This is a genomic window from Amycolatopsis sp. NPDC102389, assembly GCF_044765885.1.
GTDB lineage: Bacteria > Actinomycetota > Actinomycetes > Mycobacteriales > Pseudonocardiaceae > Amycolatopsis.
Window position 1 is genome coordinate 1 of record NZ_JBIWKX010000047.1, and the last position, 20788, is coordinate 20788.

Below are 20788 nucleotides of genomic sequence, written 5' to 3' on the forward strand. Positions count from 1 at the left end.
CAAATAATTATTTGCCTTGTCCATAATTTCGCTTTTTGGGAAAACCCACCCGTTGGGGGGGGGGGGGGTTGGTGGGGTTGGGGTTTTACAACCCCACTTGCCACTCACGACCCCACGGAAAACCGGCCATGCGAACATCAAACCCGCATTTGGACACCAGGAACGGTCCTGTGTGGACACTCAAGGGGTAGCAGGGCGACGTCGGCGCCCGTGCCTCGCGCCGAAGGCCTCCTTGTTCGCGGTCTCACCACGACACGTTTGACTTCCGGCTCCACAACGACCGGCGCGACCAGATGGTCGCGAGCCGGGTGGACCGTCAGCTCGATCGGATCCTCGTCATTCTGGAACCGTAAAACCAAAACGCTTCACGGAGCGCCCCGGCAGCGGATCACCCAACGTCGTCGAGCACCGCCCGGATCACGTGCCGCGCGTTGCCCGCCATGGCCTCGTTGGTCGTGCGGTAGTACGGCAGCGCGATCAGCGCCTGCGAAAGCGTCCGGCCGCGGCCGCGGTTCCAGCTCGCGTCGTCCACGCCCAGCGCTTCCCGGAAGGCTTCCCTCCCGGAAGAGGGCAGCAGATTCCACGCCGGAAACAGGTCACAGGCCGGATCGCCCACTCCCATGCAGCCGAAATCGATCACCGCGGACAGCCTGCCCACGGACACCAACAGATTGCCCGGCATCAGATCAGCGTGCAGCCACACCGGCGCTTCCTCCCACGCCGGGACTCGCAGAGCCGTCTCCCAGAGAGCCAGGACGGCGTCGCAGTCGACGTTCTCTTCCGGGATCCCGCGCAGGCTTTCGATCGCCGATCGCGTCTCCGCGTCCAACGTCGCGAGCGGTCCGCCGCGGTGCGCTTTCGGCGCCAGTGACGGCGACGGCGGGACGCGCCGCATCGCCAGCACGAATTCGGCCAGGTCTTCGGCCAGCGGCACGGGTGAGCCGAGCGCTTCCGGCAGTGGGTTCTCGCCCGGCAGCCAGCGGTAAACCGACCACGGCCACGGGTATCCGTCGGCGGGCACCCCTGCCCCGAGCACCTCGGGGATCGGCGTGGGCAGCCTCGGTGCGATCCGGGGCAGCCACTTCTGTTCCAGCGCCACGTCCTTCGCGCCGCTCTTGGTCAGCGGCAACCGCACGGCCATGTCGTCGCCCAGGCGGAACATGGCGTTGACCGTGCCGCCGGAAGGCCATCGTTCGATCGCCAGCCCGGCCCACCGGGGGAACTGTGCCGCGATCAGCTTCCGCACGAGGTTCTCGTCGACCACGACGGACATCCAACCATCGCCGGGGCATCATCGGGACATGCCGATCCTCGCCGGTCCCGAGCCGCTCACCCCGGAGACCACCATCCGCCCGGCCAGGGCGGGCGAGGAGGACGTCGTGCTCGACCTCCTCGCCGACGCCGCCGCCTGGCTGGCCGCGCGCGGGATTCATCAATGGCCGCAACGTTTTCCCCTGGAGTCGGTGCGGCATCAGATCCAGGCGGGCGAGGCGCTGCTGATCGTCGGGTCCGGCGGGCGGGTCGCGACCTGTGCGGTGTCCGAGGCGGATCCCGAGCTCTGGGGCGAAACCGAGGAACCGGCCTACTATCTGGGCCGCCTCGCGGTGGCGCGGGAAGCGGCCGGGCTCGGGGTCCGGATCATCGACTGGGTCGGAGAGAAGGCCGCGGCTCACCACAAGACCTTCGTCCGGGTGGCGACCACGAGGGACAACCCGGCCTTGCGCGGGTACTACGAGCGCGCGGGCTTCGAGCACGTGGCGGACCCGCCTGGCGCGAAATGGCCCACCAGCCTCTACGAAAAGCGGGTGGCCGAGTCACGGCAAGCCGAGGACCTCCGGCCGTGAAGCGTACTTCCCCCAGTGCCGTCCCGGGTCCGGGACCAGGCGCCGTAGTTCGAGATCCATCAGTCCGGAGACACTTTCCACCTCGGCCACGACGGCACCGTCCGGCGCCACGAACTCCTGGACGACCCGTGACACTTTGCCCGGCTCCCAGGCGAACCGGGTCAGGACGTCGATCCGCGCGCGGGCGCGGAGCTCGCGGCGGAACCGGATCGTCGTTTCGAGGTTGACCGGGCCGAGGTTCCCGGCCTTGAGCGCCAACGGGTCCACTCCCGCCGCCCAGACGCATTCCCAGCGCGCGTGATCGGCGTACGCGAGGTAGGCGGGGCCGCGGACGTGACCGTTGAGGTCGAGATCGTCCGTACGGATGTCGATGGTGACGCGGAAAGGTTCGAGCACTCCCCGATCTTCGCCTCGGCGGGCCGCGTCAGTCTGGAACGTTTCGGCCAGTCCAGGACCGCACGAGCGCGCCGGGCGACGCGCCCGACAGCCGGCGGCATTCCCGCCCGAGATGGGACTGATCCGCGTAGCCCACGTCGGCGGCGACGTCGGCGAGCGACGCGTGGTCGCGCGCCACGGCCTCGACCCGCTTGAGGAATCCGTGAAACCGCAGCACCCGCTGCAGTTCCTTCGGACCGACGCCGACGTCGTGCCGCACATGCCGCCGAAGGCCGCGCTCGCTCACGCCCAGCTCCGCCGCCACGCGATCGGTGCGGGCGCCGGGTGCACGCAATGCGCGAGCGGCGACGATCGACAGCCCGTCCACCTCGACGTCCCGGAGCCTTTCGGCGACCAGCGCTTCGAGCACCGACCGTGCCTCGCCGGGCGTCCGGCACTCGGCCAGCTTGGATTCCGCGCGGCGAGCCCCAGCGGCCCACAGGTCGCGCAGCGGGGTGGCGCCCGCCGCCAGCTCCGTCATCGGCAGGCCCAGCACCGCGCCGCCGACGCCGCACCGCAGGCGGAGCCCGGCGGTCCACACCGCCGACGGCAGATCCTGCCGCACCACACCGCGCACCGTCGAGACCGCGGCGAGCTCTCGCCCGTCCCACACGAGGTCCACACAGCCGTCCGGGAACACCCTCAGCGGACGACGGCAGCCCACCAACCCCGTCCAGGCGCTCTCGACGACGCCGGCCACCGCCGCGCCCGGCCTGCTTTCGCGGTACACCGAACGACCCGAACGGCGGCGCAGCGGAACACCCACGTCCGGCAGTATGCCCCCGCCCACCGACAAGATGCGCATCGTTTGATCTTGCTGAAGACTTGCCGTCGTGCTGCTGCCGGTGCTCGACCCGTCCCCCGCCGAGTGGATCTCGTCCAGGCTCGGCGGCGCGTTCGGCGCGGCGGGCCGCACGGTTCCACGTGGTTACGCCGCCTACGCGCGCCTCTGCCATCCCGCCGAGCGCGATCGCGGTGGCTGGGCGAGCTGGCGCGAAGCTGCGGCCGAGACGGGACGGCGGGCCCATGGCGCCATGCAGTGGCACGCGCTCGTCGGCTCCCCGGATCCGGTGAATCTCACCGGCTCGCTCTGGCGGGGCTCCCCGCCGGGGCGTGGGACGCTGCCGACGCACAGCCTCACCGCGCTGCTGGCCGTGCTCGGCGACCACACGTCCACGTCGGACGCCTGGTTCTGCCTTTGGGAGGGCTACGGTTGGGCCGACGAGGCGACGCTGTCCCGCGAACACCTCGCCGCGCCGCGCCTGCGCCATCCCGGCCGGGATTACCTGCTCTTCCGCGGGCCGCTGACGTCCGCGACCGAACTCGGCTGGCGGCCCCGGCCGCACTGGTTCGAGGCGCAGTCGCCCAACCTGTTCTGGCCGGACGACCGCGCGTGGTGCGTGGCCACCGAGGTCGACTTCGATTCGACCCTCGTCGCGGGTGACGAGGCCCTGATCGCCGCGCTCTTGGACACGCCCGGCCTGGAGGCCTGGCCCATCGAGCCCGACACCTCGCTGGCGGCCGACGGGGACCGGATCAACCGGCTCCCGTGAACGGTCAGCGCTCTTCGATCGCGTCGACCTTCGTCGGGTAGAACGCCACGTGGTCCTTGATCTCGGCGACCGCGTCGTGCGGCGCCTCGTAGGTCCAGACGGCGTTCTCGGCGAGGCCGTCGCCGGTGCGGATGCTGTAGTACGACGCGTCGCCCTTGAACGGGCAGTACGTCGAGTGATCCGTCCGCTCCAGCAGGTCGAAGTCGACGTCGGCACGCGGGATGTACTGCGCGGGCGGGTAGTTCGCCTCCCGCAGCGTGAGCGCGTTCGCGCTGTCCGCGACGACCTTGCCGCCGACGGTGACGACCACTCGCGCCTCGTTCGGCGCCACCGTGATCGGGTGGTCCGCGCTGGGCTTCAACACCTTCTTGTCAGACATACCGGGCACAGCGACGCCGAACGCGCGGATATTCCCGTCAGGGCAGGTAGTACATCGGATTCGGCAGTTTGACCGGGAAGTCGGCGTAGCCGCCCTCGAGGTCGCTGAACTGGTCGCCGAAGTTGGCGAGAATGGTCGCGCCGGTCGAGGCGATGTGCTTCCGAGTGCCCGACTTGTACTGGACGGTGGTGCAGGTCAGCCCGCACGGCAGGTAGTCCGGCGCGGTGGTCTTCGGTTTGAAGAACGCCCCCGTCGGCGCCGGGTAGCCCTCGTTCGCGAGGTTCTTGAGCGACTGCGGGCCCTGGAACTCGTTGCGCCCGGTCAGGAAGTAGATCTTCACGCCGCGCTGCGCGGCCCAGTTCGCCAGTTCCAGCACCGGCTTGTTCGCGACGAACGTGCCCTTGTCGATCGCTTCCTGCTGCTTCTTCGGGTCGAAGCCGAAGTCGTTGTCCGCTTCCCAGCCGTAGGTGACTTCGGCGGTGTCGTCGACGTCGAACACGACGGCGGGGTTCTTCACGCCGCGGTCCAGCCGCCGCGTGAGATAGCGCTTGGCGTCCTCGACCTGGCGCTTGGTGTCGGAAACGAACCGGCTGCCTTCGGAGTACTGATGCTTGCCGTCGCTGCCCACGACATCGCCGTAATAGGCCTTCACGTCGAGTTTGACCTGGCCGATGTTGGCGGGCTCGTGCCCCCGGCGCCAGGTGGCGTCGTCGGAGTTCGCGACGGCGGTGGCACCGCCCGCGAGAACGGCTCCGGCGGCCGCGGCGGCGGCCAGTTTCAGCAGACCGGTGAACCGGCTCATGGAAATGCTCCTCACGTCAGCTGTGCGCGGCAAAGGAACGCTACTCCAGAACGACCGATTCTGGTCAGTACCAAAGTCGCTTCTTCACCACCGCGAGGCTTCAGCTTGCGCCGCAAGGCATCCGGGTCTATGTCGAGACCGCGGACGAGGATCTCCAGCCGACCGATATCGTGTTTTTTCAGCAGTACACGAAGATTCTTCTCACTGTACGGTCCGTACTCGAACACCCGGAACGCCCGGATTCCCGGCGGCGGAGTGTCCCCGGTCAGATACGCGATGCGTTCGTCGAGCTGCCACAAGCCGTGCCGTGCCGCGTAATGCCGCACCAGTCCCGCCCGGACGACGGCGCCGTCGGGGTCGACGATCCATTCACCCGGCTCCCGCGCGGGAATCTCGTCGGGGTCGGCGTCGGTGACCGTCCACTGTGCACCGTCCGAACGCAACACCGTCGCCCGGCGCGACACCGTCGAGCCCACGCCGCGCCACAGGCACGCCTCGCGGACCTGCCCGTCCAAAGAGACCAGTTCGACCTCGTCCGCCCAGGGCGCGATCGTGAAATCGAGACCCGGCGCGCATTTGACCGAAAGCTCGCGCCCCGGATACGCGTCGACAAGGCCGTCCAGCGGTGGCAGGAAATCGGCGGGCTTCCACGCCCGGCGTCCGGCTGAGTCACGGCGGGCCGGGTCGGCGACGACGACCGAAGACCGGCTGACCGGCCGCAGCGCGTCGGCCCTGAGCAACGCCGGCGAAACCCCGGCCTCGGCGGCGTTGTGCCGCGCCATCGCCAGCCGGACCTCGTCCAGATCCGATCCCAGCGCCGTCGAGGCGACGCGGGCGATCTCGATCAGGTCCGCGCCGACGGAACATGTCACGTCATGCACGTCGCGACCGGCGAGCCGCGAAGCCCGGTGCCGGGCGACCGGCGTGGCGCTGGCCTGCTGGAGGGCGTCTCCGGTGAACAGCCACGAGCCCGCAGAGTCCAGTTTCGGCGACGATTTCCGCCGCAGCACCACCGTTTCCAGTACCGCGGCCGCGTGGTCCGGGGCGATCCGGCGCACGGCGGCGACGTCGGCGATGCGGGTCTTGTCGGTCAGCGGCAGGGACGAGCATTCGGCGAGCGCCGCGCTTCCCGCGCCGGAGCGCAGGAAGGCGACGTCGTCGAGTGTGAACCGATACGGCACCTACGACCGCTTGGTACCGGTGATCATCACGTTGTAGAACAGCTCGCGCGGCAGCAGCTTGGCGAGCAGCTTCTTGTCCAAAGCGGACAGCCGCAGCCACAGCCGGTACGCGAACAGACGCCAGCGCAGGGTCAGTTTCTCCTGCGGCACGGCGGCTTCGAAGGTCCGGATCGGCCAGCCCGCCAGCGCCGCGGCGAACTCCTCGGTGACCGCGCGGACGTCCTGCGCGCCCGCCCCGCGGGCCATCGACTCGAGGTCGGACGGGTCGAAGGTGTGGATGTCGACCACGGCCTCCAGCGCGGCCGCGCGGGAGGACTCGTCGAGCTCCTCCTGCGGGCGACGCCAGCCGTTCAGCACCGGGAGCTTGGTCAGGTTCGTGGTGAGGTACCACGTGATCTGCCCGAGCTTGCGCGCGTAGAAGTCGCCGACCTTCGTCGGCTCGCCCGCGAAGACGAACCGGCCGCCCGGCTTCAGCACCCGCAGCACCTCGGCGAACGCCGCGCGGACGTCCGGGATGTGGTGCAGCACCGCGTGCCCGACGACGAGGTCGAAGCTGTTGTCCTCGTAGGGGATCCGCTCCGCGTCGGCGACCCGGCCGTCGACGTCGAGGCCGAGGTTCTCGGCGTTGCGCAGCGCGACCTGGACCATGCCCGGCGAGAGGTCGGTGACCGAACCCTTCTTGATCACCCCGCCCTGCATCAGGTTCAGCAGGAAGAAACCGGTGCCGCTGCCCAGTTCCATCGCGGTCGGGTACGGCTGGCCGTCTTCACCGGCGACGGCGTTGAACACGTCCGTCGCGTAGGAGATGCAGCGCTCGTCGTAGGAGATGGACCATTTCTCGTCGTAGGTCCCGGCTTCCCAGTCGTGGTAGAGCACGTTGGCGAGCTTCGGGTCGTCAAAGGCGGCCTTGACCTCTTCGGCGGTGGCGTGCGGGTTCGGCGCCGGGTCGTTCACCTGGGTCATCGTGCTTACTTCCCCTCGAAGGTGGCCTTGCCAGGGCCGTTTTCGATGAACGACTTCATGCCGTTGCGCTGGTCCTCGGTCGCCCAGAGCGCGGCGAAGAGGTGGGATTCGAGCTTGAGGCCGCTCGCGAGGTCGGTGTCGAGACCGCCGTCGATGGCGGCCTTCGCGGCGCGAAGCGCCACAGCCGGGCCGTTCGCGAACTGCGCGGCCCACTTGTGCGCGGCGGCGTAGACGTCGTCCGGCGCGACGACCTCGTCGAGGATGCCCAGCGCGAGGGCCTCTTCGGCCTTCACGAAGCGTCCGGTGAACACGAGGTCCTTGGTCTTGCTCGGCCCGATGAGCCGCGCGAGACGCTGCGTGCCGCCGGCGCCGGGGATGACGCCGAGCTGGATCTCCGGCTGGCCGACCTTGACGTTGTCGCCGGCGATCCGGCGGTCGGCGGTCAGCGCGAGTTCGAGCCCGCCGCCCAGCGCGTAACCGGTGATGGCCGCGACGACCGGCTTCGGGATGTTCGCGATGGTGGCCAGCGACGCCGTCAGCGCGGCGCCGAACTTCGCGATCTCCGGGTAGGTGCGCTCGGCCATCTCCTTGATGTCCGCGCCGCCCGCGAAGGTCTTCTCGCCGCCGTAAAGGATCACGGCGCGCACGTCGTCGCGCTCGGAGGCCTCACGGGCCGCCTCGGCCAGCTCGGCCTGCACCTGGTTGTTCAGCGCGTTGACCGGCGGGCGGTCCAGCCGGATCGTGCCGACCCCGCCTTCGACCTCGAGACTTACGAACTCTCCCACGCCGTCCTCCTTAACCGTCCAAGACAGATTGCAGGCTACCGGTCAGTACGACCCGTCAGCGGCGACGGGCGAAGAAGCGATCACCGGACCGTTCGAGCATGAGGTCCTGATCGAACGTCTTGGACAGGTTGTCGCTGGTCACGACGTCGTCCACGAGACCGGAGGCGACCGCGCGGCCGTCGCGCAGCAGCAGCGCGTGGGTGAATCCCGGCGGGATTTCTTCCACGTGATGGGTGACGAGCACCATGGCCGGGGCCTCGGGGTCGAGGGCCAGCTCCGAAAGCCGCGCGACGAGGTCCTCGCGGCCGCCGAGGTCGAGTCCCGCGGCGGGCTCGTCGAGCAGCAGCATCTCCGGGTCGGTCATCAGCGAACGCGCGATCAGGGTCCGCTTGCGCTCGCCCTCGGACAGCGTGCCGAAGGTGCGCTCGGCCAGGTGCGCGATCCCCAGCGCGCCCAGCAGCTCCAGCGCGCGGTCGGTGTCGAGGCTGTCGTATTCCTCACGCCAGCGGCCGACGACGGCGTAACCGGCGCTCACCACGACGTCGACGACGCGCTCCTCACCCGGCACCCGCTGGGCGATCGCGGCCGAGGTGAACCCGATGCGCGGGCGCAGCTCGAAGATGTTGACCTTGCCGATCCGGTCGCCGAGCAGGTCGACCGTTCCCGAGGTCGGGTGGAGTTCGGCCGCGGCCAGCCTGAGCAGCGTGGTCTTGCCCGCGCCGTTCGGGCCGAGCACCACCCAGCGCTCGTCCAGTTCCACGGTCCAATCGAGGTCGGCGAGGAGGTCGTTGCCTGTTCGGCGGACCCCGACACCGGTCATCCTCACCACGAGGTCGTCAAGTTCGCTGGGCTGGATCGGCTCGCTCACGCGCCCATTGTGTCCGCACTCGCGCGCGTGTGTGCACCGGGCCGCCGGTCGGCGGAAAGCGGCTGGTCCAGGGAGTGGGACGAAGCGACCCTGGTGCGGTGGCTGTGGCAGCATCGAGCACGTGATCAGGTCCGTGTCCGCCGCCTTCCCCGTCATCGGGGGCTCTTTCTGGCGCCGCCGGGCCATCGATCTGCTCCTCGTCGCCTCGTGCGGGTGTACCACCGCGCGACACGGCTGAGCCCTCCGCTCTTCCGACGGCACCCCGTGTCGCGCCGCGTTCGGCCCTGCTTCCGAGCCCGCGAACCTTCACGAGGAGCCTCTCCGTGACCACGTCCATCACGCCCCGCCAGGACTTCGAGATCCACCCGCAGCTGGTCGACCCGCTGCTGCCGGAACTGCTGCACCCCGACCGTCTGCTCTGGACGCCCCGGGAACTGGCCGACCTGACCTCCACCGTCACCACCGAACTGACCTCTGGCCTGCGCGGCCTGCTGCGTTTCAACGCCGACCGCCGCTGGTGGGCGCGGCTCGCGCTGACCGACGGTGTCGAGCTGTGGCTGCTGTCGTGGCTGCCCGGCCAGCGGACCAAACCGCACGACCACGGCGGCGCGTCCGGCTCGTTCACCGTGCTGCAGGGCGAACTCGGCGAGGAGTACCGCTACCCCGGCGGCCCCGTCCGGCGCCGCACGCACGTCGCGGGCGAGGGCATCGGCTTCGGCGCGGGCCGCGCGCACCAGGTGACCGGCATCGGCACCGAGCCCGCCGCCAGCGTCCACGCCTACTCGCCACCGCTGGTCGCGACCCGCGAATACGCCACACTCGCCGACGTTCCCGCCGAGATCCCCTCGCTGGCCCCGATACTGGGCCGATGAGCGCTATCGACGAACAGCTGGCCGCGGCCCGGTCCGGACTGGACCGGGCGGAGCCCGAGCGGGCGCTGCGGCTGCAGCGGGACGGCGCCCTGATCGTGGACATCCGCCCGCACGTCAACCGGTTCGAAGAAGGCGAGATCCCGGGCTCGGTCGTCGTCGAGCGGATCCACCTCGAATGGCGGCTCGCGCCGGACAGCGAGTGGCGGCTGCCGCAGGTGGAACCGGACTCGACGGTGATCGTCGTGTGCAACGAGGGCTACGCGTCGAGCCTCGCCGCCGCCGATCTGCGGCGGCTCGGCCTGCCGGGCGCGACGGACCTCGAAGGCGGGTTCCGCGCCTGGCGTTCGGCGGGCCTCCCGATCCGGGAAGGCGGCACTCCCGCCGTTCCCTAACACGCGCTAGCGGCGGATCGCCAGCCGGGCGATCGAATCCGGCGAGAGCGGGAGCGCGGCGTGGATCCCGGCGCCCCGCGTCGGTTTGGGGTTGACCAGCACCCCTGTCGCCGCGTCGCGCCTGGCGGCCGCGAGCACGACTTCGCGGCCGGTCCGGTGCCGGATGCGGGCCCACCCCGCGCCGGTGATCGCGCGGTACTCGGCCAGCAGCCGCTCGTCGGTGAAGACGCAGAACCACTCGCCGTGCGCGCCGAGGCGGGCGGGGATCGGGGCGCCGGCCTCGTCCGCCGGGCCCCATACGGTGCCGTCGAGGAACATCCGCATGACCGACGGGACGGGATCGCGTGGAATTCCGCCGGTCTGCTCCCGCTCGGGGCGGATGTTCTCGGTGATCCACCGTGAAGCGAGCCTGAAGTCTTCGCCGGTGAGATCCTCCTGGAAACCGTCCAGGCTGTTCTTGACACTCGCCAGGAATTCGTAGAACCGCCTGGTGCAGGTCCGTTCGGAGACCGCGACCCGGCCGCGGCCGACCATGGTCCTGATCCGGCCGACCATGCCCGCCCCGCCGTGCACCGGATCCACGCCGAGGTTGTACGCGGTCCAGACGATCTCGGGCATGAGCGGGTCGGCGAACCGCTCGAGAACGCGGTTCAGCCGCAGCAGGACGATCTCGCGCACTCGGCCGGGCTCGGCGTCCTCGGCGATCCCCCAGATACCCCGCAGTTCGGGCCCCAGCGCGCGGCGCAGCCCATCCTGCCGGATCCCGGCGCGGGCGTGGACATGGTGCAGCCGGTCCTTGGCCCTGCGCGATGTTTTCGTTTCCTTAGCCGAAGCCACCATTCCTCCGCCATTAGGGATCGGCCCGGCAAAGTCTATTTCACCGGGCCGATCCGTATTGTTCGGCGGAAATCGAGAATCAGCGGTTTCTTTTGTTCGGTACCGGACTAAGCGTGGACGACGCGGGCTAATTCCGCCGACGTGGCCAGCAGACGGTGTTTCGGCAGCACGCGGACGGTATAGCCGATCGAGCCCGGATGCGGCAGTTTCAGCCGCGCCGCGAACGCGCCGATCCCGTCCCCCGACATCGGCACGGTGACTGGGTCGCTCAATTCGTCCCCGTCGCCCACCTTCCCGACGACGGCCTGGACGTCCACTTCGGACGGTTCGAGACCGGCGAGGTCGATCCGCGCCCGGATCGTCACCTCGGTACCGGTGACCATCGGCGCGGAATCCTCGACCAGCAGTTCGGTGTCGAAGATCCGCACCCGCGGCCAGGAGACGTCCAATTTGGTCCGGTAGTCGGCCAGCGACAGCGCGCCGCGATAGCCGTCACCCGTGGCCTCCGCGACCATGCGCGAGGCGGGCAGGTAACCCGATTCGACGTATTCCCGCACCATCCGCGAAGCCTGCACACGCGGCCCGAGGGTCTCCAGCGTGTGCCACACCATCGACATCCAGCCACCGGGCACGCCACCGGCGTCGCGGTCGTAGAACAGCGGCGCGATCTGGTGGCCCAGCAGGTCGTAGAGCGCCGCGGCCTCCAGTTCGTCGCGGCGCAGCGGGTCGGTGACGCCGTCCGCGGTCGGGATCGCCCAGCCGTTGCTGCCGTCGTAGCACTCGTCCCACCAGCCGTCGCGGATGGACAGGTTGAGGCCGCCGTTGAGCGCGGATTTCATCCCCGAGGTGCCGCACGCCTCCAGTTGCCGGACCGGCGTGTTCAGCCAGACGTCGCAGCCGCGGTAGAGGTAGCGCGCCATGGACATGTCGTAGTCCGGCAGGAAGACGATCCGGCGCCGGACCTCGGGATCGTCGACGAACCGGACGATCTGCTGGATCAGCTGCTTGCCGCCTTCGTCGGCCGGATGCGACTTGCCCGCGACGACGAGCTGGATCGGGCGCCGCTCGTCCAGCAGCAGCGCGCGCAGGCGCTCCGGGTCGCGCAGCATCAGCGTGAGCCGTTTGTACGTCGGCACGCGGCGCGCGAAGCCGACGGTCAGCACGTCCGGATCGAAGACCGTGTCGGTCCACCCGAGTTCGAGCGCGGACGCGCCGCGCTGCATCCACGCGGCCCGCACCCGGCGCCGCACCTCGGCGACCAGCTTCTCCCGCAGCTCCCGCCGCAGTGCCCACAGCTGCTCGTCGGAGACGCCGTCCCGCAGCGGCTTGCCCTGCGCCCCGTCGAGGCCCAGTTCCTCGTGGTTGCGCCCGAGCAGCGCGCTCAGTTCACGCGCCACCCAGGTCGGCCCGTGGACGCCGTTGGTGACCGACGAGACGGGCACCTCGTCGAAGTCGAAGCCGGGCCACAACCGGGAGAACATCCGCCGCGAGACGCGGCCGTGCAGCGCCGAGACGCCGTTCGCGCGCTGGGCCAGCCGCAACCCCATATGCGCCATGTTGAACAGGCCGGGGTTGTCCTCCGCGCCGAGCGCGAGCACGCGGCGCGGGTCGACGTCGGGAACCAGCCTTCCGTCGGTGAAGTACCGCTGGACCAGATCGACGGGGAACCGGTCGATACCGGCGCTGACCGGCGTGTGCGTGGTGAACACGGTGCCGGCGCGGACGGCGGGCAGGGCCTCGTCGAACGCCAGCCCGTCGGCCTGGATGATCTCGCGGGCCCGTTCCAGCCCAAGGAATCCGGCGTGGCCTTCGTTGGTGTGGAACACCTTCGGCTGCGGATGCCCGGTCAGCTCGCAGTAGCGCCGCACCGCGCGGAAGCCGCCGATCCCGGACAGGATCTCCTGCCGGATGCGGTGGTCGGCATCGCCGCCGTACAGCCTGTCGGTGACGGCGCGCAGGTCTTCGTCGTTCGCCTCGGTGTCGGTGTCCAGCAGCAGCAGCGGGATCCGGCCGACGCGAGCCTTCCAGATCTGCGCGTGCAGCGTGCGCCCGGCGGGCATCGCGACGTCGACCAGCACCGGTTCGCCGCCGTCGGTCAGCAGCTCCAGCGGGAAGGCGTTGGGGTCGATCACCGGGTAGTGCTCGACCTGCCAGCCGTCGAGCGACAGCGCCTGCCGGAAGTACCCGGCGCGGTAGAGCAGCCCGACGCCGACCATCGGCACGCCGAGGTCCGACGCCGCCTTGAGGTGGTCCCCGGCGAGCACGCCGAGGCCGCCGGAGTAGTTCGGCAGCGCCTCGGTGACACCGAACTCCATCGAGAAGTACGCGACGGCGGACGGGAGATCGGGGTCGTCCTGCTTCTGGTACCAGCGCGGCTCGGCGAGATAGCGGTCCAGATCGGCGACCGCCTCGCGCGCGTGGGCGAGGAACGCGTCGTCGACGGCGAGTTCGTCGAGCCGGGCCGGGGGCAGGGCGGTGAGCATCCGCAGCGGATCGCGGACGCGGTTGAACAGCTCCGCGTCCATCGACGCGAACAGGTCGCGGGTGGGCGGATGCCAGGTCCAGCGCAGATTCGTGGCGAGGTCACCGAGGCCGGAGAGCGACTCCGGCAGGCTCGCGCGGACGGTGAACCGGCGGACTGCTCTCATGAGGAGCGACCATATCGGCACGGACCCCGCCCCGCTCAAGACCCACTTCGGGGATTACCTGCACGCGGGCCATAAGCGCTGGGTAGGGTCCCTGCTTGCCGGAGTACGCGGCCCGGTCGGGGCCCTGACGACAAGCGAGTGAACATGATCCAAGGGGGAGCGCGGGGCTTTCGCCGCCCGGCTCTGGTCGCGGTCGTGACGGTGCTGGCCCTCGGGCTGAGCGCTTGCAGCGACAAGGGAAGCCCGACCGGCCAGCAGGGCAGCCAGCCGGGCGCCGGTGACATCGCCGGTCTGCCGGTCACGCATTTCGAGAGCGGGCTGAAGCCGAACGCGCCCAAGCCGGACCTGCAGGTCCGCAACGAGGACGGCTCCGAAGACGACCAGCTCGCCATCGCCGCGATCGCCGACGCGCAGGCCTACTGGAGCGAGGTCATGCCGCGCGACTTCGGCCAGCCGTACGAGCCGCTGAAGTCGCTGCTGTCCTACAGCGCGAAGACCGACGACGAAGAGACCGAATGCGGGAGCGTCAAGAAGCTCGTCAACGCGTTCTACTGCCCGCCGGGTGACCTGGTGGCGTGGGACCGCGGCGTGCTGCTGCCCATGCTGCGCGAGCGGTTCGGGAAGATGGCGGGCGCCGTCGTGCTGTCGCACGAGCTCGGGCACGCCGTGCAGTACCGGCTCGCCGAGAAGGCGGGCATCAAGAAGAACACCCCGTCGATCGTCAAGGAACAGCAGGCCGACTGCTTCGCCGGCGGCTACTTCCGCTGGGTCGCCGAGGACAAGAGCAAGCACTACCGGGTCTCCACCTCCGAAGGCCTCAACCAGGTCATGGCGTCGCTGTTCCTGATCCGCGACCAGGCGGGCACCAGCGCGACCAAGCAGGGCGCGCACGGCACGGCGTTCGACCGCACGTTCGCGTTCCAGGTCGGGTTCGAGAAGGGCCCGAAGGAATGCGCCGCGATGAACGAGGAGAACATCAAGGCGCGGATCACCGAGCGCCCGTTCGACAAGGGTGACAAGGGCAAGGGCGACGAGAAGCTCGACGCCGAGATCATCGGGATCCTGAAGAAGAGCCTCGACGAGGCCTTCAAGGGCGCGGGTGTCCCCGGCCCGGAGATCACCGAGGACGGCAACGGCAGCTGCCCCGGCGGCCCCAGCACCCCGCCCGCGTCGTACTGCCCGTCGAACAACACCGTCAGCATCGACATGGCCAAGCTGCGCGAACTCGCCCAGCCGGTCGACCAGCAGGCGGAATGGGAAAGCGGGCACAGCGAGGGCAGGGGCGACTTCGCCGCGTTCTCGGAAATCGCGTCCCGGTACGCGATGGGCATCCAGAAGGGTGTCGGCGCGTCGATCGACAACGCGAACGCGGGACTGCGCACCGCCTGCCTGGTCGGCGCGTGGGCGAAGGCCAGCACCGTGCCCGGCGCGACGCTGCGGCTTTCGGCCGGTGACCTCGACGAGGCCATCTCGGACCTGCTGGACCCGGAGAGCCTGGTCTCGGCCGACGTCAACGGCAAGCGCGTGGACAACGGTTTCGAGCGGGTCGAGGCCCTGCGGAAGGGCTACCTGGAGAGCTCGTCCGTCTGCTCGCAGCAGTACGGCTGATCATGGGCTCGTGAGTGGTAAGGACGGTTAGAACCGCCCTTACCACTCACGAGGCTTGTCTCAGTAGAGCGCGCTCGCCAGATCCCGTCGCGCCTTCATGACGCGCTCGTCCGCCGAGTCGAACAGTTCGAACAGCGCCACCAGGTGCTCCCGCACCTTGTTGCGCTCGTCGCCCGCGGTACGCCGCACGACGGCGATCAGCCGCGCGAAGCCTGCCTCGGGCTGCTGCCCCGCGACTTCGAGGTCGGCGGCGGCGAGCTGGGCGTCGAGGTCGGCCGGGTCGGCGTCGGCCTTCGCGATCGCGTCCGGGCCGGCGGCCTCGGCGCGGGCGGTGAACTTGACTTGCGCGAGCGCGGTCTTGGCCTCCTCGTTCGCCGGTTCGACGTCGAGGATGCGCTCGTAGGCCGCCTGCGCGGCGGCGAAGTCACCGCGTTCGAAGGCCTCCTCGGCCTCGGTGAACCGCGGGTCCTCCGGCACCTCGACACCGCCGCCGTTCTCCTCGGCGGCCTGGATACCGGGCAGCCGGTCGCGCAGCGCGTCGAGCAGCGAACCGAGCCACTTGCGGATCTCGGGTTCGGGCAGGGCGCCCGAGAACGCGTCGACCGGCTGGCCGCCGCCGATGGCGATGACCGTCGGGATCGACTGCGCGCCGAAGAGCTGCGCGATGCGCGGGTTGGCGTCGACGTCCACCTTCGCGAGCACCCAGGCACCGCCGGACTCGGCGGCGAGGCGCTCCAGCACCGGGCTGAGCTGTTTGCACGGGCCGCACCATTCGGCCCACAGGTCGACGACCACCAGCTGCTGCAGGGAGCGTTCGACGACCTCGGCCTGGAAGGTCGCCTCGGTGACGTCGATCACGGAGCCCGCCGTGGCGGGGGCGCCGGGCGCGCCACCGTCCGCGGGCCGCGGCGGGGCGGGGGGCTGTTTCTGGGGCGCCTCGGCACGCGCCTTGAGCGCGGAAAGGTCGACCGCGCCGGAAAGCGCGGCGGAGAGGGCCGCCGTCTTCGATGCTGATCCGCGTGGGTGTGTCACGGTTCCATCCTGGCACGCATCCCCGAGCGTTTCACCGCATGCCCCCGGCTGCCCGCTTGGCAGGACGCCGGGGTTCCGGCAGGCTCGCCACGAGGGGGTGATCGACATTCCGACACGCAGGACGGCCACCGTGGCCGTCGCGATCGCCATCGCCATCACGTGGGTGAGCGTCATCACGGTCCTCATCGCCCATCGGCCCGACCCCGGTGTCGCCAGTCCCGCGCAGCTCCGGGAGGGCCTCACCGCCGCGCTCAACGAGCACGACGTCGAGGCCCTCTCCGAACTCATCGACTACCCGCCCGCGTCGGCGGGCGACTTCGCGAAGTCCTATGTCGACGCGCTGACGAGCCGCGGCGTCCACGACGTCACGGTGAAGTTCGCGCCGGACGAGCTGGCGCCGACTTCGGCGACCGTCAGCGGGAAGCTCGGCGACGGAAGCTCCTTCGGCTATCCGGTGGCCATCGCGGTCAAGGACAAGCTGTGGATGGTCTCGTTCACCCCGCCGCTCCCCTGACTCATTCGCTCAGGTGCTTCTCGACGCGCTCCACCTTCGCGGTCAGCTGCCCTTCGTAACCCGGCCGGATGTCGGCCTTGAGTACCAGCCCGACCCGTGACGAACCCTCGCCCGCGGCCTCGACGGCCCGCTTCACGACGTCCATCACCTCGTCCCACTGGCCCTCGATGTTCGTGAACATCGCGTTGGTCGAATTGGGCAGGCCGGACTCGCGGACCACTTTCACCGCGCGGGCGACCGCCTCGCTGACACCGCCGTCCTCCTCGGCCGCGGACGGGCTGACGCTGAAGGCCACGATCATCTTCTGCTCCTCGTTCAGACAGTTTTCCCACGCATAACACCCGGTGGTGCGGCGTGGCACGGGTACCCGCTGGTAACTTCGAGCGCCATGAGCCGTCCGTTGCCGTTCGACCCGATCGCCCGCGCGGCGCAGCTGTGGGAAGCCCGCATCGGGCCGTCCGAAACCATGGCCGCGGTGACCGGGATCATGCGCGTGCAACAGATCATCCAGTCCGCGGTGGACGGAGCGCTCAAACCGCACGGGCTGACCTTCGCCCGGTACGAGGCACTGGTCCTGCTGACCTTCGCCCGCGCGTCCCATCTGCCGATGCGCGTGATGGGCGAGCGGCTGCAGCTGCACCCGACGAGCGTCACCAACATCGTCGACAGGCTGGAGAAGGACGGCTTGGTCAAGCGTGTGCCGCATCCGACCGACCGCCGGACCACGCTGGTCGAGATCACCGACGAAGGCCGCGCACGCCGCGAAGAGGCCACGAAGGCGGTCACCGAGATCGACTTCGGGCTGACCGGTCTCACCGGCAAGCAGACCGAGCAGCTGACCGACCTGCTCACCAAGGTCCGCAAGGCCACCGGCGACTTCACCGAATAACCCCGGAAGCACGCGAAAGGCCCCCATCCGGCAGGACGGGGGCCTTCACGCGCTTGACAGAAGATCAGGCGGCGGCGGTTTCCGGGGTTTTGGCGAACAGGCCGACACCACCGTGCGTGAGCCGCTGCGGGCCGTCCAGCTTGCCGTTGCGCAGCGCCCAGGACTCGAACAGCCAGGTGAACAGCGGCGGGATGCTGGAGAGCAGGGCCAGGATCAGGGTCTTCGGGCGCCAGCCGAGCGGCTTCGCCACGGACAGGGAGACCAGCACGTAGAGGACGAACACGACGCCGTGCACCATGCCGAGGACGGGAACGCCGCCCTCGCCGAGCTTGACGGCGTACTTGAGGAACATCCCGACCAGCAGCCCGGCCCACGAAAGGGCTTCGGCTACCGCGGCCACGCGGAATACTAGAGCGGCCTTGCTGGACACGTTCTCCTCCTGTGGGGTCTCACCACTGTGTGTGCATACATGACTACGTCCGACGAGCACTGTCCAAGGCGGACTCGCCAAGAACGTCAACAGCGCTGTCGGACGTGGTAATACCAGTGTGAGGCGTGACGGCCCTCACCGGAACACCGGGGGCCGTGATGCTCCTCACGACCCCCGGTACGAACCGGTCTAAACCACTCGGATCACCCGGCGCAGGGCGATTTCGGTGCCCCCTCGGGACCGGTCGCCCAGGTCGCCTTCGCCGCGTCGTCCGTCAGGCGGAAGTCCACAGTGGTCCCCCGCGTCAACTGTTCCAACCCGACATAGGCCCGCTGCGACCCGGATCCCAGTCCTTGGACGTACTGGAGTTTCGACCCGTCGGCGCCGGCGGCCTTGATCGTGATGTCGCGGCCGTTCTCCAAGTGCACCACCGACTTCTCGAACCGCGGCGCGTTCAGCAGGAACTGCCCGGTGCCCGGCACCGCCGGATAGAGCCCCAGCGCGCTGAAGACGTACCACGCGGACATGGTCCCGAGGTCGTCGTTGCCGGTGACACCGTTCGGCGCGTTGGTGAACAGAGTGTGCGCCGCGCGGACGACGGCCGAGGTCTTCCACGGCTGCCCGGTCAGCGTGTACATCCAGGGCGAGTGCAGATCCGGCTCGTTGTTGGGGTTGTAACGGAACTGGTTGTAGTAGTTGTACGGACCGACGACCCATTCCTCGCGCACGGTCTTCGCCGGATCCTTGAGCAGATCCCCGTAGGCGAAGAAATCGTCGAGCCGCTTGCCGACGTTCTCCTTGCCGCCCATACGCTCGACGAGACCGGGGACGTCCTGCTGGGTCAGCCACTGGTACTGCCAGGACGTGCCCTCGTGGAACCCGTCCGGGCTCTGCGGGGTGTACGGCTTGTCCGCCGGGCTGAACCATCGGCCGCCTTCGAGCTTGGGCCGGTAGAAACCGGTGAAGCCGCGATCGCTCACCGAAGAATCCCACAGGGTGCGATAGCTGCGTCCCTTGTCCGCCAAGGCCTTCGCGTCGTCCTTCTTGCCGAGACCGGCGGCCATGATCGACAGCGAGCAGTCCGCGAGCGCGTACTCCAGGGTGGCCGAAGCGCCGTGGTTCGGGTCGGTGTCCTGCCCCTTCTTCGGGAAGTCCTTGTCGTACTGGACGAACCCGTCCTTCTGGTAGCTCGCGTTCCCCGAGCGGCCCTGGAACGGCGAGGACGCGGGCGGGATCTCGCGCGAATTCTGCAGAAGTGCCTGGTACGCCTTGAGTTCCTGCCCGGACAACGCCCCGAAGCGCCACAGGTCGACCAGGAACGGGGTGACCGGATCACCGGTCATCGTGTTCGTCTCCTGGTTCGCGTAGGCCCAGCGCGGCAGCCAGCCACCCTGGTCGTGGATGGCGAGCACGGATTTCGCGACGTCCTTCGCGCGCGACGGCCGCAGAAGCGCGAGCAGCTGGTTCTGCGTGCGATAGGTGTCCCACAACGAGAAGAACTCGTAGTACGTCCAGCCCAGCGCGCGGTGGATCTTGTCGTCGAACCCGCGGTACCGGCCGTCGGCGTCGTTGCCGGTCAGCGGCTGCAGCAGCGCGTGGTAGAGCGAGGTGTAGAACACCGTGCGGTCGTCCTTCGTACCGCCCTTGATGTCCACTGAGGACAGTTCCTTGCGCCAGGCACGCTGGGCGCCCTCGCGGACCGCGTCGAACGAACGGCCCTTCTCGGACGCCAGGTTGAGCCGGGCACCGGAAGCGTCCACATGGGAGATCGCCGTCGTCGCGGTGACCTGCCCGCCGCCGAAGGTCAGCCACGCGCCGCGCAGCCCTTCACCGCCGGCGGACTCCTTCGAACCCGGCGTGCCGCCCGTCGGCGACCAGGTGCCGAAGGACTTGAACGGCTTGTCGAACGTCGTGGTGAACCAGGTCTTGTACGGCTTCCCGCCGCAGAACGCCTGCGACTCCACCATTCCTTCGACCGTCCGGTCACCGACGACGCGGATCTGGCTCGCCGTCACGGGCTCCTTGTCGTTGGCCTGCCCGACGTTGACGAAAACGTTCGCGTCGCCCGATTTCGCGAAGGTGTACCGCTCGGCACCGGTCCGCGTGGTCGCGGTGGTCTCCGCGTCGACACCGCCGTAACCGGTGAGCCGCACCTTGTAGTAGCCGGGTTTCCCGACCTCGCCCTCGTGCGTGTACGGCGAGGCGTACTTCTTGTGGTCGAACGTCTCGGGTTTCGCGGTGTCGAACGCCGCGCCGGGCCCGACCGCGCCGGTGGTGGGCAGGGTCGACACGAGGCCGCCCTGCTCCCAGCAACCCGCCCCGGACAGGAAGAAATGCCCGAAACCGCGGATCGCGGTGTCGTCGTAGCGGTAGCCGGCGTAATGCGACGAGATCGGGCTGACCTGCGTCATCCCGAACGGCGCCGAAGCACCGGGGAAGGTGTTGCCATCGTCCTTGGTGCCGATGAAGGTGTTGACCGCGTCCACGGGGTCGCCACCGGGCGCCGCCGCCGCGACGGGCGTGAGCAGCCCGGCGGGGAGGGTGAGCGCGGTGAGCAACCCGGCGACGCGGGTCGAAGTGCGTGCAGGCATGGGAAAGGCCGCCTCCTGACAACGTTGTCGCTGCCTGCTCACCTTCGACAAGAACGGACCACCTGGTCAAGAGGTCCGCCGAACCCTGTCCGATTCAGGACAGTGCCCCCGGGGGTCGTAACGGTTCGAACTCGGAAAACGCCCCTGGGACGAATCGGGCATTGA

At 69.5% G+C, this 20788-nt stretch carries 22 protein-coding genes; 7 read left to right on the top strand and 15 right to left on the bottom strand.

The features are described 5' to 3' along the window. Positions 1 to 388: 388 nt before the first annotated feature. The gene (locus tag ACIRGA_RS30730) at positions 389 to 1273 is read right to left on the bottom strand and encodes an aminoglycoside phosphotransferase family protein (protein WP_400947503.1); all 885 of its coding nucleotides are present in this window, start codon (positions 1271 to 1273) and stop codon (positions 389 to 391) included. Between the two features lie 28 nt (positions 1274 to 1301). On the opposite strand from ACIRGA_RS30730, the gene ACIRGA_RS30735 reads away from it, so the two are divergent. Next, positions 1302 to 1844 (top strand): GNAT family N-acetyltransferase, encoded by a 543-nt coding sequence (locus tag ACIRGA_RS30735; protein ID WP_400947505.1) that lies wholly within the window; start codon positions 1302 to 1304, stop codon positions 1842 to 1844. On the opposite strand, the gene ACIRGA_RS30740 is transcribed toward ACIRGA_RS30735, so the two are convergent. Together ACIRGA_RS30740 and ACIRGA_RS30745 are read right to left on the bottom strand one after the other, a co-directional pair. Then, positions 1815 to 2240 carry an acyl-CoA thioesterase gene (locus tag ACIRGA_RS30740; RefSeq protein WP_400947507.1) on the bottom strand — a complete coding sequence of 142 codons (426 nt, stop codon included), beginning with the start codon at positions 2238 to 2240 and terminating at the stop codon, positions 1815 to 1817. The genes ACIRGA_RS30735 and ACIRGA_RS30740 overlap by 30 nt on opposite strands. Positions 2241 to 2268: 28 nt before the next feature. Next, positions 2269 to 3045: a helix-turn-helix domain-containing protein gene (locus ACIRGA_RS30745; RefSeq protein ID WP_400947509.1), complete on the bottom strand. Its 777-nt coding sequence runs from the start codon at positions 3043 to 3045 to the stop codon at positions 2269 to 2271. A 67-nt stretch (positions 3046 to 3112) separates the two neighbouring features. Between ACIRGA_RS30745 and ACIRGA_RS30750 the strand changes: the two genes are divergently transcribed. Further along, entirely contained in the window at positions 3113 to 3832 is a 720-nt protein-coding gene (locus tag ACIRGA_RS30750) for a hypothetical protein (protein ID WP_400947510.1), read from the top strand. A gap of 4 nt (positions 3833 to 3836) precedes the next feature. Here ACIRGA_RS30750 and ACIRGA_RS30755 read toward each other — a convergent pair whose 3' ends face one another. From ACIRGA_RS30755 to ACIRGA_RS30780, 6 genes are read right to left on the bottom strand one after another with little or no spacing between them, the layout of a single operon-like run. Continuing rightward, on the bottom strand, positions 3837 to 4211 hold the full coding sequence (locus ACIRGA_RS30755; RefSeq protein ID WP_360085083.1) for a DUF427 domain-containing protein: 375 nt from the start codon (positions 4209 to 4211) through the stop codon (positions 3837 to 3839). A gap of 37 nt (positions 4212 to 4248) precedes the next feature. Next, entirely contained in the window at positions 4249 to 5013 is a 765-nt protein-coding gene (locus ACIRGA_RS30760; protein WP_400947514.1) for an HAD family acid phosphatase, read from the bottom strand. Between the two features lie 11 nt (positions 5014 to 5024). Next, entirely contained in the window at positions 5025 to 6194 is a 1170-nt protein-coding gene (locus ACIRGA_RS30765; RefSeq protein WP_400947517.1) for a class I SAM-dependent methyltransferase, read from the bottom strand. Continuing rightward, a complete protein-coding gene (locus ACIRGA_RS30770; RefSeq protein ID WP_400947520.1) occupies positions 6195 to 7157 on the bottom strand; it encodes a class I SAM-dependent methyltransferase in 963 nt (320 codons plus the stop codon). It abuts the gene before it with no gap. A gap of 5 nt (positions 7158 to 7162) precedes the next feature. Then, the gene (locus ACIRGA_RS30775; RefSeq protein WP_020630952.1) at positions 7163 to 7942 is read right to left on the bottom strand and encodes an enoyl-CoA hydratase/isomerase family protein; all 780 of its coding nucleotides are present in this window, start codon (positions 7940 to 7942) and stop codon (positions 7163 to 7165) included. Between the two features lie 55 nt (positions 7943 to 7997). Continuing rightward, on the bottom strand, positions 7998 to 8810 hold the full coding sequence (locus ACIRGA_RS30780) for an ABC transporter ATP-binding protein (RefSeq protein ID WP_400947523.1): 813 nt from the start codon (positions 8808 to 8810) through the stop codon (positions 7998 to 8000). A gap of 323 nt (positions 8811 to 9133) precedes the next feature. Between ACIRGA_RS30780 and ACIRGA_RS30785 the strand changes: the two genes are divergently transcribed. Both ACIRGA_RS30785 and ACIRGA_RS30790 read left to right on the top strand, forming a co-directional pair. Further along, a complete protein-coding gene (locus tag ACIRGA_RS30785) occupies positions 9134 to 9682 on the top strand; it encodes a cysteine dioxygenase (protein WP_400947525.1) in 549 nt (182 codons plus the stop codon). Then, on the top strand, positions 9679 to 10074 hold the full coding sequence (locus ACIRGA_RS30790; RefSeq protein WP_400947527.1) for a rhodanese-like domain-containing protein: 396 nt from the start codon (positions 9679 to 9681) through the stop codon (positions 10072 to 10074). The genes ACIRGA_RS30785 and ACIRGA_RS30790 overlap by 4 nt, the downstream gene beginning before the upstream one ends. 6 nt (positions 10075 to 10080) lie before the next feature. Here ACIRGA_RS30790 and ACIRGA_RS30795 read toward each other — a convergent pair whose 3' ends face one another. Continuing rightward, positions 10081 to 10914 carry a hypothetical protein gene (locus tag ACIRGA_RS30795; protein WP_400947530.1) on the bottom strand — a complete coding sequence of 278 codons (834 nt, stop codon included), beginning with the start codon at positions 10912 to 10914 and terminating at the stop codon, positions 10081 to 10083. Between the two features lie 104 nt (positions 10915 to 11018). Beyond that, on the bottom strand, positions 11019 to 13559 hold the full coding sequence (gene glgP, locus ACIRGA_RS30800) for an alpha-glucan family phosphorylase (protein WP_400947532.1): 2541 nt from the start codon (positions 13557 to 13559) through the stop codon (positions 11019 to 11021). A 138-nt stretch (positions 13560 to 13697) separates the two neighbouring features. On the opposite strand from glgP, the gene ACIRGA_RS30805 reads away from it, so the two are divergent. Then, a complete protein-coding gene (locus tag ACIRGA_RS30805; protein WP_400947534.1) occupies positions 13698 to 15167 on the top strand; it encodes a neutral zinc metallopeptidase in 1470 nt (489 codons plus the stop codon). 60 nt (positions 15168 to 15227) lie between these two features. Here the strand turns inward: ACIRGA_RS30805 and ACIRGA_RS30810 are convergent, their stop codons facing one another. Next, a complete protein-coding gene (locus ACIRGA_RS30810) occupies positions 15228 to 16199 on the bottom strand; it encodes a tetratricopeptide repeat protein (protein WP_400947536.1) in 972 nt (323 codons plus the stop codon). A 97-nt stretch (positions 16200 to 16296) separates the two neighbouring features. On the opposite strand from ACIRGA_RS30810, the gene ACIRGA_RS30815 reads away from it, so the two are divergent. Beyond that, positions 16297 to 16713 carry a hypothetical protein gene (locus tag ACIRGA_RS30815; protein WP_400947539.1) on the top strand — a complete coding sequence of 139 codons (417 nt, stop codon included), beginning with the start codon at positions 16297 to 16299 and terminating at the stop codon, positions 16711 to 16713. Position 16714: 1 nt separating this feature from the next. On the opposite strand, the gene ACIRGA_RS30820 is transcribed toward ACIRGA_RS30815, so the two are convergent. Then, a complete protein-coding gene (locus ACIRGA_RS30820) occupies positions 16715 to 17014 on the bottom strand; it encodes an MTH1187 family thiamine-binding protein (RefSeq protein ID WP_400947541.1) in 300 nt (99 codons plus the stop codon). Between the two features lie 87 nt (positions 17015 to 17101). Here ACIRGA_RS30820 and ACIRGA_RS30825 point away from each other — a divergent pair, with 87 nt between their 5' ends. Beyond that, the gene (locus ACIRGA_RS30825; protein ID WP_037341773.1) at positions 17102 to 17602 is read left to right on the top strand and encodes a MarR family winged helix-turn-helix transcriptional regulator; all 501 of its coding nucleotides are present in this window, start codon (positions 17102 to 17104) and stop codon (positions 17600 to 17602) included. 64 nt (positions 17603 to 17666) lie between these two features. Here the strand turns inward: ACIRGA_RS30825 and ACIRGA_RS30830 are convergent, their stop codons facing one another. Both ACIRGA_RS30830 and ACIRGA_RS30835 read right to left on the bottom strand, forming a co-directional pair. Next, a complete protein-coding gene (locus ACIRGA_RS30830) occupies positions 17667 to 18032 on the bottom strand; it encodes a DUF3817 domain-containing protein (RefSeq protein WP_400947544.1) in 366 nt (121 codons plus the stop codon). A 203-nt stretch (positions 18033 to 18235) separates the two neighbouring features. After that, entirely contained in the window at positions 18236 to 20623 is a 2388-nt protein-coding gene (locus ACIRGA_RS30835) for a GH92 family glycosyl hydrolase (protein ID WP_400947547.1), read from the bottom strand. Positions 20624 to 20788 lie beyond the last annotated feature (165 nt).

What these genes read in the sequence shown, in the direction of transcription:
- ACIRGA_RS30835 (WP_400947547.1), bottom strand. Translation starts at nt 20,623, where the DNA reads ATGCCTGCACGCACTTCGACCCGCGTCGCCGGGTTGCTCACCGCGCTC.
- glgP (WP_400947532.1), bottom strand. Translation starts at nt 13,559, where the DNA reads ATGAGAGCAGTCCGCCGGTTCACCGTCCGCGCGAGCCTGCCGGAGTCG.
- ACIRGA_RS30820 (WP_400947541.1), bottom strand. Translation starts at nt 17,014, where the DNA reads ATGATCGTGGCCTTCAGCGTCAGCCCGTCCGCGGCCGAGGAGGACGGC.
- ACIRGA_RS30730 (WP_400947503.1), bottom strand. Translation starts at nt 1,273, where the DNA reads ATGTCCGTCGTGGTCGACGAGAACCTCGTGCGGAAGCTGATCGCGGCA.
- ACIRGA_RS30790 (WP_400947527.1), top strand. Translation starts at nt 9,679, where the DNA reads ATGAGCGCTATCGACGAACAGCTGGCCGCGGCCCGGTCCGGACTGGAC.
- ACIRGA_RS30735 (WP_400947505.1), top strand. Translation starts at nt 1,302, where the DNA reads ATGCCGATCCTCGCCGGTCCCGAGCCGCTCACCCCGGAGACCACCATC.
- ACIRGA_RS30825 (WP_037341773.1), top strand. Translation starts at nt 17,102, where the DNA reads ATGAGCCGTCCGTTGCCGTTCGACCCGATCGCCCGCGCGGCGCAGCTG.
- ACIRGA_RS30795 (WP_400947530.1), bottom strand. Translation starts at nt 10,914, where the DNA reads ATGGTGGCTTCGGCTAAGGAAACGAAAACATCGCGCAGGGCCAAGGAC.
- ACIRGA_RS30760 (WP_400947514.1), bottom strand. Translation starts at nt 5,013, where the DNA reads ATGAGCCGGTTCACCGGTCTGCTGAAACTGGCCGCCGCCGCGGCCGCC.
- ACIRGA_RS30755 (WP_360085083.1), bottom strand. Translation starts at nt 4,211, where the DNA reads ATGTCTGACAAGAAGGTGTTGAAGCCCAGCGCGGACCACCCGATCACG.
- ACIRGA_RS30770 (WP_400947520.1), bottom strand. Translation starts at nt 7,157, where the DNA reads ATGACCCAGGTGAACGACCCGGCGCCGAACCCGCACGCCACCGCCGAA.